General features: G+C 56.1%; 14 protein-coding genes. 6 read left to right on the forward strand and 8 right to left on the reverse strand.

Translation table 11 applies throughout. The features are described from left to right. Positions 1 to 27: 27 nt before the first annotated feature. The 6 genes from HY913_23465 (at position 28) to HY913_23490 (ending at position 5,475) form a co-directional block, all read left to right on the forward strand. On the forward strand, positions 28 to 894 hold the full coding sequence (locus HY913_23465; protein MBI4966257.1) for a branched-chain amino acid ABC transporter permease: 867 nt from the start codon (positions 28 to 30) through the stop codon (positions 892 to 894). Continuing rightward, positions 891 to 1,847, forward strand: coding sequence for a branched-chain amino acid ABC transporter permease (locus tag HY913_23470; protein MBI4966258.1), 957 nt, complete (start codon positions 891 to 893; stop codon positions 1,845 to 1,847). The genes HY913_23465 and HY913_23470 overlap by 4 nt, the downstream gene beginning before the upstream one ends. 4 nt (positions 1,848 to 1,851) lie before the next feature. Then, entirely contained in the window at positions 1,852 to 2,580 is a 729-nt protein-coding gene (locus HY913_23475; GenBank protein ID MBI4966259.1) for an ABC transporter ATP-binding protein, read from the forward strand. Further along, on the forward strand, positions 2,567 to 3,268 hold the full coding sequence (locus HY913_23480) for an ABC transporter ATP-binding protein (protein ID MBI4966260.1): 702 nt from the start codon (positions 2,567 to 2,569) through the stop codon (positions 3,266 to 3,268). The genes HY913_23475 and HY913_23480 overlap by 14 nt, the downstream gene beginning before the upstream one ends. Positions 3,269 to 3,323: 55 nt before the next feature. Next, positions 3,324 to 4,778: a CoA-acylating methylmalonate-semialdehyde dehydrogenase gene (locus HY913_23485; GenBank protein MBI4966261.1), complete on the forward strand. Its 1,455-nt coding sequence runs from the start codon at positions 3,324 to 3,326 to the stop codon at positions 4,776 to 4,778. Positions 4,779 to 5,037: 259 nt separating this feature from the next. Then, positions 5,038 to 5,475, forward strand: a complete 438-nt coding sequence (locus tag HY913_23490) for a hypothetical protein (GenBank protein ID MBI4966262.1) — start codon at positions 5,038 to 5,040, stop codon at positions 5,473 to 5,475. An 8-nt stretch (positions 5,476 to 5,483) separates the two neighbouring features. On the opposite strand, the gene HY913_23495 is transcribed toward HY913_23490, so the two are convergent. The 8 genes from HY913_23495 to HY913_23530 all read right to left on the reverse strand — a co-directional run bounded on the left by HY913_23495 (position 5,484) and on the right by HY913_23530 (position 13,746). Further along, the gene (locus HY913_23495; protein MBI4966263.1) at positions 5,484 to 6,464 is read right to left on the reverse strand and encodes a D-glycerate dehydrogenase; all 981 of its coding nucleotides are present in this window, start codon (positions 6,462 to 6,464) and stop codon (positions 5,484 to 5,486) included. Positions 6,465 to 6,496: 32 nt separating this feature from the next. After that, entirely contained in the window at positions 6,497 to 7,408 is a 912-nt protein-coding gene (locus HY913_23500; protein ID MBI4966264.1) for a sugar phosphate isomerase/epimerase, read from the reverse strand. A 19-nt stretch (positions 7,409 to 7,427) separates the two neighbouring features. Continuing rightward, the gene (locus HY913_23505) at positions 7,428 to 8,273 is read right to left on the reverse strand and encodes a branched-chain amino acid ABC transporter permease (GenBank protein MBI4966265.1); all 846 of its coding nucleotides are present in this window, start codon (positions 8,271 to 8,273) and stop codon (positions 7,428 to 7,430) included. A 36-nt stretch (positions 8,274 to 8,309) separates the two neighbouring features. Further along, positions 8,310 to 9,230 carry a branched-chain amino acid ABC transporter permease gene (locus HY913_23510; protein MBI4966266.1) on the reverse strand — a complete coding sequence of 307 codons (921 nt, stop codon included), beginning with the start codon at positions 9,228 to 9,230 and terminating at the stop codon, positions 8,310 to 8,312. 154 nt (positions 9,231 to 9,384) lie between these two features. Further along, positions 9,385 to 10,077 (reverse strand): ATP-binding cassette domain-containing protein, encoded by a 693-nt coding sequence (locus HY913_23515; GenBank protein ID MBI4966267.1) that lies wholly within the window; start codon positions 10,075 to 10,077, stop codon positions 9,385 to 9,387. Further along, on the reverse strand, positions 10,068 to 10,838 hold the full coding sequence (locus HY913_23520; GenBank protein MBI4966268.1) for an ABC transporter ATP-binding protein: 771 nt from the start codon (positions 10,836 to 10,838) through the stop codon (positions 10,068 to 10,070). Before HY913_23520 ends, HY913_23515 begins: the two co-directional genes overlap by 10 nt. A 64-nt stretch (positions 10,839 to 10,902) precedes the next feature. Then, on the reverse strand, positions 10,903 to 12,153 hold the full coding sequence (locus HY913_23525) for an ABC transporter substrate-binding protein (protein MBI4966269.1): 1,251 nt from the start codon (positions 12,151 to 12,153) through the stop codon (positions 10,903 to 10,905). Between the two features lie 342 nt (positions 12,154 to 12,495). Then, entirely contained in the window at positions 12,496 to 13,746 is a 1,251-nt protein-coding gene (locus HY913_23530) for an ABC transporter substrate-binding protein (GenBank protein ID MBI4966270.1), read from the reverse strand. Between the last annotated feature and the right edge of the window lie 56 nt (positions 13,747 to 13,802).

A 13,802-nucleotide genomic window follows, 5' to 3' on the forward strand; every position in this document is an offset into this window, starting at 1 on the left:
GGCCTTCTCCCGCCAGTCAAGCTCGCCATGGAAACTCTCGTTCAAAGCGTTGTAAGTGGTGTGCTCACGGGATCGCTCTATGCCATGATCGGAGTGGGCCTTACCATTGTCTTCGGTGTCATGCGCATTATCAATATGGCGCACGGGGACATGGTGATGCTTGGAATGTATGGGGCCTTCTGGGCACACGTGTCCTGGAAAATAGATCCTTTTGTCTCCATTATCCTGTGGGTGCCGGCCGGTTTCGTAGGTGGTCTGATAATCTTCCGATTCTTGTTAAAGAAGATCGTTCCATCCGGGGAACTCAATACCCTGCTTTACACCGCGGGATTGTCTCTTTTCGTCGCCAACCTGGCTCTCCTCATATGGACCGGCGACTATCGCACAATTAAGCTCCCGTACGCCATGATGCCACTGCGGCCGCTGGGCATCGCTGTTCCCATTCCATTGGCCATCGCGTTCTGCATGGCAATCCTGGTTACGGCAGCACTCTACTGGCTGCTTGTGCATACGGACACAGGGCGTGCTATCCGGGCCACCAGCCAGGAGCCTGAGGCTGCTGCGCTCATGGGAATTAGCGTAGGGCGAATCTCCGCGATCACCTTTGGCCTGGGGACGGCCCTTGCCTGCGCGGCCGGAGTGCTCCTGGCGCCTTCACTGTATCTGTATCCCACGGTCGGCGAGATCCTGGTAGCCAAGTGCTTTGTGATTGTGGTCTTGGGCGGCTTAGGCTCGGTTCCGGGCGCGATTGCCGGGGGGCTTCTACTGGGGTTGGCGGAATCCCTGGGCGCGGTGTACATATCCGTTCCGTACAAGGACGCGATAGGTTTCGTTCTGTTCCTGATGGTGTTGCTGTTCAGACCTGCGGGTTTGTTCGGCGAGGGGAGATCATGAAAGTCATCCTGGCACTGGTGGCCATAGCCTGTTTGGCGGCTGCTCCTTGGATCGTGACTGACCCCTTCTACGTTCACTTGATGATAATGGTTCTCATGTGGACAGTCCTGGGGGCGTCCTGGAATATTCTGGGAGGATTCGCCGGCCAGGTGTCTTTCGGCCACTCCGCGTTTCTTGGGGCCGGCGCCTATTCCACGATGATACTGTATCTTAACCTCGGGATATCCCCTTGGTACGGGATCATCCTGGGCGGGTTGGTGGCTGCTGTTATCGCTCTACCTATCGGCCTGATCTGTTTCCGGCTACGCGGCCCTTATTTTGCGCTCTCAACGCTGGCGGTGGCTGAGATCATCAGACTGGTAGCCCTCAACTGGGAGTCTTTGACCAATGGGCCGGTGGGGCTTTTGATTACCACCCTGCCGGCCGTGAGCGTCGGCGGGACAGCCATCGACTGGGAAAGCAAGACCCCGTTTTACTACATTGCAGCGGTGATTGCGGCCGGCGCGCTTGCCATTACTTGGCTGCTGAGCCGCAGCCGGTTGGGCGCATACCTGCTGGCTGTCCGGGACGATATTGACAGCGCCGAGGCTATCGGCATTAACACCGTGCAAGCCAGGGTGTCGGCTCTGGCTCTATCAGCCTTTTTAGCGGGGGTAGCCGGCGGCTTCTACGCGATGTATCTGCGCTATGTAGACCCCGACGCGGTATTCAGCATCGCGCTTTCGGTGGAAATGGTGTTTATAGCGGTGGTAGGAGGACTGACCACCGTAATCGGCCCCCTCATCGGTGCGATATTTCTGGTCTCACTGGGCGAGACCTTCCGGTCGCACTTCCTGGTAGGACACCTGGTGTTTTACGGGCTGTTCATGATGGTGGCTATCCGATACATGCCTGACGGGATTTGGGGCCGCCTGCGCCTGATGATTGGGAACCGGGGGGTAGGAAATGGCTGAGGCCATGCTCGAAGTGAAAGGTCTCACCAAGTCTTTCGGTGGCTTGGTCGCTGTGACCAATCTTTCATTCGAAGTGGAGAAAGGAGCTATCGTAGGCCTCATTGGTCCCAATGGAGCCGGAAAGACAACGGTTTTCAACCTAGTGGCGGGTTTCCTGCCACCCAGTGCGGGTCAGATACTTCTCGAAGGCGACAATCTGGTAGGTCTCAAGCCCTATGCAGTAACGCGAAGGGGTGTGGCTCGGACCTTCCAAACGGTCAAGCCATTCCGACAGCTAAGCGTTCTGGAAAACGTTACCTTGGCCGCGTTTCTGCATGCTCCACTGCGGCGACAAGCTGAAGCCCAGGCCGCGCGGATAATCGAGAAAGTCGGATTGAAGGGCAAGATCAAAATGTTGGCAAGCGATCTGACTCTGGGTGATCAAAAGAGACTGGAGATAGCCCGCGCTCTTGCCACCGGCCCCAGGTTGCTGCTTTTGGACGAGCCGATGGGAGGTCTCAATCCCACGGAGGTGGATCAGGCTGCCGGCTTGATCAACGAAATCTGCCTGGATGGCGTGACGATCGTCTGGGTGGAACACGTGCTCAGAGCCATAATGAACACCTGTCATCGGGTGGTGGTGATAAGTTACGGAGCGAAGATAGCGGACGGCACCCCTCAAGAAGTGGTGGAAAACCCGGACGTTATCACGGCGTACCTTGGTAAGCGAGCCAAACCACATGCTGCACGTTGAAAATCTCCAGGTGGCTTACGGAAAAGTCCAGGCGCTATGGGGCGTTTCCCTCGGTATTGAGGCGGGGCAAATTGTCGCCCTGGTGGGGGCCAACGGCGCGGGCAAGACCTCTCTTCTTAAGACAATTTCCGGACTTCTCAGGCCTGTAGGCGGGTCCATCACCTTCGAAGGCACTCCGCTGGAACAAGCTACTCCCACGCAGATCGTCCATCACGGGCTGATTCATGTACCGGAGGGACGCAAGCTTTTCCCGGAGATGACGGTCCTGGAGAATCTGCTGTTGGGCGCCTATTGTACGCCGGTCAATCAGAGGGGGGAAAGGCTGGAACAGGTCTTTGCGGTTTTCCCTGTTCTCAAGTCGCGCAAAAGCCAGATGGCAGCGACTCTCTCCGGCGGCGAGCAACAAATGGTCGCGATCGGAAGAGGCCTGATGTCGGCTCCCAAACTTCTTATGCTGGATGAACCTTCTCTGGGCCTGTCCCCTCTGCTGGTGGAAGACATGTTCAGAGTGGTTGAAGAAGTGAATCAGTTGGGCGTGACAGTGTTGTTGGTGGAACAGAACACCCAACACGCCCTATCTATAGCTCACAAGGGCTTTGTCATGGAGTCGGGTAGAATTGCATTATCCGGCTCGGGAGAGGAACTTCTGGCCGACCCGGCCGTGCGCAAGGCCTATTTGGGACTTTGAGACCCGCGCCGGAGGGCATCCGAACTGCGGACGATAACATAAAGGAGGACGAAAGATGGGGCTCCCCATTCTAAAGAACTACATCAACGGAGAGTGGCAGGCTTCCGAATCGCAGCATCTGGGGGACGTATGGTGTCCCGCCACAGGAGAGAAAATTGCTCAGGTCCCATTCTCCACGGCTGAAGAACTGGATCGGGCTGTACAGGCCGGGAAGGCTGCGTTTCCGGAATGGCGCAACACACCGCCTTTGACCCGGGCCAGGTACCTTTTCAGGCTGAAGGAGGCTTTTGAGGAGGCCTTCGATGACATAGCCAGGACTCTGGTCCGCGAGGAAGGAAAGACCATCGATGAATCACGTGGCGAAGTCAGGCGCATGATCGAAAATGTTGAGCACGCTACCGGCGTTACCACTATGATGACCGGGTACTGCCTTGAAGATATAGCCCAGGACATCGATTGCACCGCCGAGCGTCAGCCTCTGGGGGTGTTCGGTTGTATAGCGCCGTTCAATTTCCCCGCGATGGTTCCATGGTGGTTCCTTCCCTATGCAATGGTGACGGGCAACACGTATCTGGTCAAGCCTTCGGAACAGGTCCCAATGACTCAGACGAAGATCTTCGAGGCAATCGACGAGGTGGGACTGCCTCCGGGCGTTCTCAACATGGTGCACGGATCCAAGGAGGTTGTGAATGCAATGCTGCACCACCCGGATCTGGCCGGGATGTCGTTTGTAGGACAGACCAGCACGGCACGGTACATTTACCAGGAGTGCGGTAAGACCGGGAAACGTGTCCAGGCCTTGGGTGGAGCCAAGAACGCAGTGGTGGTGATGCCCGATGCAGACCTTCAGAAAGGGCTGCCTTCGCTGATTACTTCGTTCTACGGTTGCGCGGGAGAGCGATGCCTTTCCGGTTCCATCCTTGTGTCAGTGGGCGATGTGCACGATCGCTTGAGGGAATCGTTCCTGGAAGCCGCAAAAGCGATCCGAGTCGGCGACGGCCTTGATCCGGGCACGTCTATGGGGCCGGTAATCAGCCGGCCGCACAAGGAACGTGTTCTGGGTTACATCGAGAAAGGCATTGCCGAAGGAGCGAGACTGATTCTAGACGGCAGGAATGTGCAGGTCGAAGGATATCCCAACGGTTTTTTTATCGGCCCGACGATTTTCGACAACGTCACTCCGGACATGACTATTGCCAAGGAAGAGATCTTTGGCCCGGTGGTCGCAATAGTCAGCGTGAAAAACCTTGATGAAGCCATTGAACTCATCAATACTCGGGGCTTTGCCAACGCTGCCTGTTTGTACACGAACAGCGGAAAAGCCGTTCGCGAATTCAAGTACAGAATCAAACCCAGCATGATCGGGGTAAACATAGGAATTGCCGCACCGATGGCGTTCTTTCCGTTCGGGGGCGCGGGTGAGTCTCTGTTTGGAGACTTAAAAGGCCATGGCCGTGAGGTCTTCCAATTCTTCACGGACACAAAAGTGGTCATCTCTCGATGGTTCTAGGCCGATTCTCGAAAGTGATAGCCGTTTGAATACTGGGTGCCACTGCTGGCTTGTCCAGCAGTGTGATTCCATGCAGAACAGACTTCCGAGAATCACCATATTTTAAGATCGCTCATTTCCGTCATTCCGGCGTTCCCCAAGTTCACCCCGGTGAAAACCGGGGCCGGAATCCAGGAGGAGCTGGGTCCCGGCTTTCGCCAGGACGACGGAAGTCTGCCATTCCGACAGAACTTTGGAGAGATGCTATAGGAGAACCGGGATGCCATTAAGAAATTTCGGGGCTATTCTAGACTTTGCCGCTGAACTCGAACTTGCCGATCAGGACTTTTACAGAAAAGCCGCGTCAAACCCTGCCGGAGCTGAAAACAAGGCCCTCCTGGACGATCTTGGCGCGGAAAAAGCGAAAAACGAAAAGCTGATGCGTCGCACATGCAGGGAAAGTGTGTGCGAGATGATATTGGAACCTATCGTGGAGTTTACCAGGGCTCCCTTCCTGAGCGATCGTGAAGGTGCCGACACAATGAGTTGGGAGCAATTGCTGAAAACGGCTTTGCACCTCGAAAGCAAGGCCGAAGAGTTCTACACGGAGGCTGCCGAAAAGATTCGAGCCCTACCCGAAGTGGCTCGGGCTCTAACGCGGACAGGGACTCGTCGTGCCGCGGACAAGCGCCGCCTGGAAGAACTGCCGCATCCCTGAAAGACGGCTCAGGAAAACACTTCCGGATTCAGACAGTTGGGTGGCTTTTGGCTTGCTATGAGAACGGATATAAGGTTTTCGGCCGCGACCAGCCCCATCTTGGTCCTGGTTTCAATGGACCCGCTGGCGATATGGGGAAGGATTACCACGTTGTCCATTGTAGTCAGCTCTTTTTCTATGGCCGGTTCGAACTCGAAAACATCCAGCCCCGCGCCTGCTATCCGGCCCTGTTGAAGGGCCCGGACAAGGGCCTTCTCATCCACGACCTCACCTCGCGAAGTGTTGATCAGATAAGCGGAGCTTTTCATGGCGGCAAGTTCAGGACCGCTTATGAGGTGGTGAGTTTCCGGGAGCAGCGGCACGTGAACAGACACGAAATCCGACTGGGCCAGAAGAGTAGCCTTGTCTACGAACCTGGCGCGGACCTGCTGCTCCAACTCGGGAACGGCCCCTGCGGAGTCGTGATAAATGATGTCCATGTCGAAGCCGGCCGCCCTCTTGGCCAACGCGAAGCCTATGCGCCCGAATCCCATTATCCCCAAGGTTTTGTGGTGTACGTCGGTGCCTAGAAAAAGCAGCGGCGCCCACCCTTGGTACTTTCCAGCCCTGGCGTAGGCGTCGGCCGGGACCAACCTGCGAGCCACCGCCAAAAGCAGGGCCATCGCCAGGTCCGCGGTTGTGTCGGTCAGCACCCCTGGCGTGTTGGTGGCCGGTATTTTGCGCCTGGTGCATGCGGGGACGTCAATGTTGTTGTAGCCCACCGCATAGTTGGCCACTATTTTGAGTTGAGGGCCGGCAGCGTCCAACAGTTCGTCGTCAATGCGGTCCGTCAACAAGGGCAGGATGCCGTCTTTGCCGTTTACCCCTGCCAGCAGTTCCTCGCGGGTTAGGACCCGGTTATGGGGGTTGCACTCAACCTCGAAATTCTCGTCGAGAAGCTTCATAGCTCCTTCGGGCAAGCGCCTGGTCACGAAGATCCTGGGCCTCATTGCTGTCATCCTTTCCCTAAGCGTTCGCTTACCTACACCTGTGCCCAGGCCTGCTCCATGACCCGCTTCGCGTTGGCAATCACCAGAAACGGGTCTTGGCCTTCCATAGGCTTGACCTCGAAACTTACCAGGGGTCTTTTCTGCCCGTCCAAGAATCCAATTTCGACCAGCGTGCGCAGGAAATCCACCATCTCCGGAACGTCGTTGGCGCTGCCGGGCGTCCCAAAGATTGGATGGTAGTCCCCATAACAAGGTAGACCCTTTTTTAGCACGGCGTTTCCCAGATGGGCGGCCGCCAGGAACTCCTTGACGGGTCCAAGCGCTTGTCGAGGAGTTTCCCGCAAAAGTGGTATATGACCGAGGTCCACCAATAATCCGAAGTTATCATGATCCCGACAAACTGCCTCTGCCACCTCTCGTGCAAGTGGCGCTGGTCCCATCAGGCAGCACTTATCCACATCACAGTCAAAAACCTCGGCGACTATCTTCGGGCCCTTTTGGTCACGGGAGTAGGCGCATAGTTCCCCCAGAGACTTCACCAGGGCCTGGACAGCGTCAGCGCGCTTATCTGAGCCGGAGTCTTTGCCGGAAAGAACCACAAAACTCTGAGCACCCATGAAACGGGCTTCGTCCAGTAGCTCTTTCAGTTTGCTCACAGCGTGGTTGCGCAGACCCTCATCAAGAGAATTCAGATCCAACCCTTGGCTCAGGATGGCCGGCTGGGCCCCGAAGCCTATGTCCAGGTTGGCCAGCCGACATAATTCGCGGACCTTCCGGCGCTGTTCCTCATCCGCGATATGCGTGATCTCAATGGCCGAGAAGAAAGGGTCCTTCGCGATATGCTTGACGGTCTCTTCCCAAGGTCCCTGGCCCCCGGCCAACTCTGGAAAGGCCATGAAATGCACGATCCCCATTCTAAGGTACGAATGTTGACTCTTGTCCATAGGTGATACAACTCCCTGTTCAGGCCTCGATCGGCCGAAATACCAGTACAGCGGCCATAACCACGTAGACCATGGCGTCGGCAGCAGAAGAAGCAATATAGGCCGCGGTCAACGAATGCACTAAACCCAGTGAATAGGCTGCCACCGCGGTTCCCGTGAGATTTCCCATGCCGCCCACGATCACCACAGCGAAACACAGGATCAGGATCTCAAAGCCCATATAAGGGTTCAAAGTACTCAGCGGAGCGTACAGCACGCCTCCCAGAGCGGCCAAGGCGCTCCCGAGCACAAAGACTATGGCAAAATGCCTTTCGACCCTGATACCCAGGCTGCGTACCGCCTCCCGATCCTGTAGGCCGGCTACCACGATCTTGCCGACGAGGGTTTTCTTGAAGAATAGGGACAGGCCAAAGAAGATCAGCACGGACAGTCCGATGATGACCAGCCGGAACACCGGCATTGCAAGCGAGCCGAAGGTCCACAGCCGTCCTATGGGATCTATGATCGGCAGAGGGCTGGCTCCATAGATCCACTTGAGCGAGTCGGCTCCAATCAGCAGGATCGCGTAGGTTGCGATAATGGCATAGTCTATGGACTGGCCGTACAGCTTACGGATAACAAAGCGCTCTATGGCGTAACTCAACGGAATCGACACCGCCAGGGCGGCCAAAGCGCCGGCAATGAATCCTGCCCCCAATAACGTTGCCACCGTGTACACTGCGTAGGCGCCGACTGCGTAAATCAGTCCATGCGCGAAATTGACGATGCCCATGGCGCCGAAAGTCAAGGATAGGCCAATTGATATAATGTAAAGGATTCCACCGATGGTCAGGCCGAACAGAATTGATTGCACGAAATTGGTCATCGGCTCAACGGCTCCCTGTTTTGTTTGCCTTGCTCCCTAAACCTTGCGCACATAGCCCCAGATTCCTTTGCGGATCCAAAATACGAAAATCAAGAGTGCGAAGCCCAAGAACATCTCCCAGCGAATCAGATAAACCGCCAGGTAGTTGCTTATGGTCATGAAGGCCGTACCTCCCAGCACCGCGCCTATGAGGCTGCCCGCACCTCCCATCAGTGCCGCGAAAATCACTTCCACGTTGCGCGTGGGCGCGATGAGGCTGGTATTGCAGTAGGAGAGGTTGATGCTAGTGAGGGCCCCGGCCAAAGCTGCTATCGTTCCCGAGATTATGAAAGTTATGTACTTGTACAGATAGGTATTGTAACCCAGAAACTCGACTCGGACCTCGTTCTCCTTGATGGCCCTCAGGAGGTTTCCGTACGGTGAGCGCACCAGACGCAGGACCAGATAGACCACCAGCAACAGCGAACCCAGGCAGAAATAAAAACGAAAGGCGCTGTCCTTGAAGTTGATGAAACCGTAGCTACTGAAAAAAAGCGACAATCCGTCCTCGCCTCCTGTCCATTTGTGCCAGGGGCTCAATACCAGATAGGCCCCCACCTCATTCAAGGCCAAGTTCAGGAGAGCGAAGGCCGCCTGGGAAGTTTTTACCACCACGAGGCCCAGCAGCGCCGCAAGAAGCGCTCCCACCACCAGGCCGGCCAGAATGGACAAAAACGGGTCAGGATGAATATGATAGGCAAACATGCTGCACCCGTAGGCGCCTGCACCCAGGTACAGCATGTGGCCGAAGGAAAGCTGCCCCATGTGGCCGTACAACAGATCGAACGCGACCACGAAGATGCAAAAAATCATGAAGTCGGTGATCTTAGGCAATGAAGTGGCGTAACCGTAGACCAGGAAGATAGCTGCCACGAAGACCAGGGTCAGGGCCGGATATTTTTCCACCTTGCCGAACATGCAGTGCCCCAAAGACTAAAGTCCGTAAGCGTTTGCCGGGACGGCCCGACACCCCCTGAATCACGATGGGGGAGGCTTGGAGGGGGAGATGGTCTCTCCCTCCAAGCCTCACCGGGCGCACCCCGCAGAGGCGTGGAAGCCCGGTGAACCAATTCTAAAGTTCGTCCTCATAGGAGGATGGGTTTTCGATTGTCTTTCTGTCGGAGATTTCGTGCGACAAAGACCCCTCCTTCATTACATATAAGCGGTCTGCCAGGCGCCCTACTGTGGCAAGGTTCTGCTCCACCACCAGCATGGTGACCTTCGTTTTCATGCCAAGCAAAATGTCTATGATTTCCCCAATAATGATAGCTGCCAGGCCCTCGGTTGGTTCGTCGACGAGCAGAAGCTGTGGGTCCCCGATGAGCGCTCGGCCTATAAGGAGGATCTGCCGCTCCCCGCCTGAGAGACCCTTTGCCTTCGAATCCAGAAGGCTCTTCATTTTTGGGTGTATGGCTACTACCTTTGCGATGGCCTCATCCAGGCTCTGTCCTGTCGGATACGCTGCCAATTCGATGTTTTCCCGCACGGTCAACTCGCCGAAGACCCTTTTGTCCTGATAGACGTATCTTATGCCCATCAGAGCCACGTTTTCCAGAGGCAGACCATCTATCCTGTTTCCCCTGAATGTGATGGCTCCCCCGGCGGGCGGCATGAACCCCCCGATGCTTCTGAGCAATGTGGTCTTGCCGGCCCCGTTGCGGCCCACCACGCACACCAGCTCCCCTTCTTTCAAATGCAATGATATACCGTGCAGCACTTGGGCGGGCCCATAGCGGACGTCAAGGTTCTCGACATTTAGTAGCATCCCAGTTCTTCCTTGCCCCAATAACACTCTCGGACCTGGGGATCGCAAATGACCTGGGCAGGATCACCCTTGCAGATCATTCTGCCCTCGTTGATTACGCACAGGCTGTCCACCAGATCCATCAACTTGGAAATCTTGTGCTCTATGATAACGATGGTGAATTGACCCTTAATCTTGTTTATGACCCGGCTGATGTGCGCTATGTCCACCAGGCTGAGTCCGGCGAACGGCTCGTCCAGAAGAAGGACGCGCGGCTTCAGCGAAAGAGCAAGAGCTATCTCCAACTCCCGCTTCTCTCCGTAGGACATATCCGAGGTTTTGACCTCCGATTTGTCGGCAATCCCCAGCACATCCAGAGCGTGCAGGCACTCCTCCTCCAACCCGCGGTAGTGGAGGTTCTTGAAGAAAAAACGAAGCTTCGAACTGTAGTCCGGGCCATTGCGCACCCGGGCCAGCATCATGTTTTCCATCACCGTCATGGTGTCGAAAACCGATACAAGCTGAAATGTGCGGGCAATGCCCAAGATCACTCGTTCATGCGGACTAGTGCGGGTGATGTCTTTGCCACGGTAGAATACTCGGCCCTCCTGTGGCCGGTAATAGCCTGTAAGCAGATTGAAGAACGTCGACTTGCCGGCCCCGTTGGGGCCCATAATACCAGCGGTTTCGCCCTCGAACACCTCATACGTGACGTTGTTGACCGCTACCAAGCCGTCAAAATTCTTGATTACTCCTGCGGTGGACAAGATCGGTTGAGCCATGGTCGAGCACCATCATTGTTGTGGAGGAGAGGCGGCCAGTGCCGTCTCTCCATCGGCTGACAGGTTAGTAGCCTTCGCTCTTCAGGGAGGGCAGGTAGTCGTCTCCGGTGTAGGCGCCTATCACTTTGACCAGGTCCCATTTTCCCTTGCGCTCTTTGGGTCCTTTGCCGACCACCACAAAGGCGCCGTACTTGAAAACAGGCTGATGGTCCTCGCGCCACTTGCCAGGGCCCTTCATTGATGGAAACTCGGGACTCTTCATGATAGCTTCAGCCACCTTCTTGGGGTCGGTGGACTGGGCCAGTTCTATGCCTCTGATAAGTTCCCTGCATCCCACGTAGGTCATACCGGCATAAGGGTCCGGAGGCTCGCCGTAGACCTTTTCGTATTTTTCCACAAAGGCTTTGCCCTCCTTGACCACCTCTGCATCCTGAAAGCCCTCCAGGTTCCAGTACCAGGACATCAAAGAGTAAACGCCTTCCAGGGCCTCGGCGGGTACGCCGCTGCCGAATACATTGGTCATCCAGTTGAACCAAATTTTGGTTTTGTTCTTCAATCCCAACTCGTGAGCCTGCTTGAGCACCGCGATGGCGCCGGTGCCCCACTGGGCCATCATGCAGACGTCAGGTTTGGCATCCGCGATCTTCTGGATGTACGGGGTATAGTCCGCGGTCTGGACAGGGGCCTCGTCGTAGATGACTTCTACTTTGTGTTTCGCGAAGGCTGCTTTGGCTCCCTCGTATTGGTCACGGCCAAACGCGTAGGCCGGCGCCAGAAAGTAAACCTTCTTGGGTTTCAGGTTGGTGGCAATGTAAGCAGCGCCGGAATATCCGATAGCGTAAGCGCTACCGTGGATACCAAACGTGGTGGGGGCTAATTCCTTTTTTGCGAACATTTCCATGGGGGCTACGCATGTAGAAATATACAGCAGCGGCTCACTGGAAACCTGGTTGTTCAGTGCCTTGGAAATAGCCGCAAAAGTCGAGCCCACCAGGCCCGCAACCTTTTCCTCGTTGCGCAACTCCTTGAAGCGACGCACAGCCACGTCTCCCTTGGTCTCGTCATCCCTGATCACGGCCTCGACCGGAATCTTCTTGTCTCCCAGCTTCACGCCACCCGCTGCGTTGATTTCTTTGATGGCCATCTCCGCGCCCTTCATCTGCACAGGGCCGATGGGCGACGCTGGGCCGGTCAGGCCGAACATCAGGCCGATTTTGATCTTGTCGGCCGCCTCCGCCGGCCCTGGGCCTGCAATCCCCAGTGCCAAGGTCACCAATGTCAGACAGACAAATAAGATGGTCGCTCGCTGTTCCATGATTGTCCCTCCTTGTGATTAATCACCTCTGGCCGGGTTATGAGCCCTTTGGCCTAACGCAGGTTCACATTCAGAGAATGTTGTGCCGGCACCGACAGACGTAATCCGGACCTATACTGATGCGTATTGAAAATGGTCACTCATCGAACGGTTTCCGGCTCGTGTAGGGGCACGGCATGCCGTGCCCCTACCGGGCTATTTCCGCAACGTGTTCGGCTCAATTTCAATGCGCCATCCTATGGCTCCAAGATCGCGCATCGGCCTACGGTTCGGCACTCTTGCCGGGTGCATTTCCTTTGGGAGAGGAGAGCGGCGAGGGGCCGCTCCTCACACGTTAACAGCTTAATAACCCTCACTCTTCAGGGAGGGCAGGTAGTCGTCGCCGGTATAGGCTCCAATGACCTTGACCAGGTCCCATTTGCCTTTGCGGTCTTTGGGCCCTTTACCCTGGACCACGAACGCGCCATATTTGAAGATCGGCTGATGGTCTTCGCGCCATTTGCCCGGTCCCTTCATAGAAAGGAATTCGGGACTCTTTCCAATCGCCTCGGCGATTTTGCCGGGGTCGGTGGACTGAGCCAATTCGATGCCTCGGATAAGCTCCCTGCATCCCACGTAGGCCATTCCCGCGTAAGGATCGGGCGGCTCGCCGTACTGATTCTGGTATTTCTCCACGAAGGCTTTGCCCGCCTTGACCACCTCTGCATCCTCGAAACCTTCCAGATCCCAATACCAGGACATCAAGGAATAGACACCGTCGAGGGCCTCAGGCGGTACGCCGCTGCCGAAGACGTTGGTCATCCAGTTGAACCAAACCTTGGTCTTGTTCTTCAGACCCATCTCATTGGCCTGCTTCAGCACCGCAATGGCGCCTGTACCCCATTGGCCCAGCATGCAAATGTCCGGCTGCGCGTCGGCAATCTTCTTGAGGTAGGGGGTGTAGTCGGCCGTATCGACGGGAGCCTCATCGTAGGTTACTTCCACGCCGTATTTGGCAAAGGCCGCTTTTGCTCCCGCGTATTGGTCGCGACCGAAGGCGTAGGCCGGCGCGAAGAAGTAGACTTTCTTGTGCTTCAGCTTGGTGGCAATGTACGCAGCGCCTGAATATCCGATCGCGTAGGCGGTGCCATGGATGCCAAAGGTGGTTGGCGCCAATTCGGTCTTTGCGAACATGTCTATCGGGGCCACGCATGCCGATATATACAGAACAGGCTGAGTACGAATCTCAGTGTTCAGGTCCTTGGAAATACCTGCAAAGGTAGAGCCCACGAGACCCACCATTTTGAACTGCTCTCGCATCTCCTTGAAGCGGCGCACAGCCACATCACCCTTGGTCTCGTCATCCCTGACCACGGCCCGGATGAGAAACCGCTGGCCTCCCACCTTAACCCCTCCGGCCGCGTTAATTTCATCAATGGCCATTTTGGCGCCCTGCATCTGCACGGGGCCGATGGGCGATGCCGGGCCGGTGAGGCCGAACATCAGCCCGATATTAATCCTTTCAGGCGTCTGAGCCAGTCCCGGGCCAACAATTCCCAGGATTAGAGTTGCAACAATCAAACAGACAAACAAAACCGTCCTGCTATTCTTCAAAGCTGTCCCTCCTCGAAAGTAATACAACCTGCGGGCAGGTAGTAAGCCCCCTTAGT

Origin of the sequence: Desulfomonile tiedjei (assembly GCA_016212925.1) — a bacterium.
In the GTDB taxonomy this organism is placed as follows: Bacteria; Desulfobacterota; Desulfomonilia; order Desulfomonilales; family Desulfomonilaceae; genus JACRDF01.

Bases quoted from the DNA above. Each gene is read 5' to 3' on its own strand.
- HY913_23465 (MBI4966257.1), top strand. From the start codon at position 28: ATGGAAACTCTCGTTCAAAGCGTTGTAAGTGGTGTGCTCACGGGATCG.
- HY913_23470 (MBI4966258.1), top strand. From the start codon at position 891: ATGAAAGTCATCCTGGCACTGGTGGCCATAGCCTGTTTGGCGGCTGCT.
- HY913_23475 (MBI4966259.1), top strand. From the start codon at position 1,852: ATGCTCGAAGTGAAAGGTCTCACCAAGTCTTTCGGTGGCTTGGTCGCT.
- HY913_23480 (MBI4966260.1), top strand. From the start codon at position 2,567: ATGCTGCACGTTGAAAATCTCCAGGTGGCTTACGGAAAAGTCCAGGCG.
- HY913_23485 (MBI4966261.1), top strand. From the start codon at position 3,324: ATGGGGCTCCCCATTCTAAAGAACTACATCAACGGAGAGTGGCAGGCT.
- HY913_23490 (MBI4966262.1), top strand. From the start codon at position 5,038: ATGCCATTAAGAAATTTCGGGGCTATTCTAGACTTTGCCGCTGAACTC.
- HY913_23495 (MBI4966263.1), bottom strand. From the start codon at position 6,464: ATGAGGCCCAGGATCTTCGTGACCAGGCGCTTGCCCGAAGGAGCTATG.
- HY913_23500 (MBI4966264.1), bottom strand. From the start codon at position 7,408: ATGGACAAGAGTCAACATTCGTACCTTAGAATGGGGATCGTGCATTTC.
- HY913_23505 (MBI4966265.1), bottom strand. From the start codon at position 8,273: ATGACCAATTTCGTGCAATCAATTCTGTTCGGCCTGACCATCGGTGGA.
- HY913_23510 (MBI4966266.1), bottom strand. From the start codon at position 9,230: ATGTTCGGCAAGGTGGAAAAATATCCGGCCCTGACCCTGGTCTTCGTG.
- HY913_23515 (MBI4966267.1), bottom strand. From the start codon at position 10,077: ATGCTACTAAATGTCGAGAACCTTGACGTCCGCTATGGGCCCGCCCAA.
- HY913_23520 (MBI4966268.1), bottom strand. From the start codon at position 10,838: ATGGCTCAACCGATCTTGTCCACCGCAGGAGTAATCAAGAATTTTGAC.
- HY913_23525 (MBI4966269.1), bottom strand. From the start codon at position 12,153: ATGGAACAGCGAGCGACCATCTTATTTGTCTGTCTGACATTGGTGACC.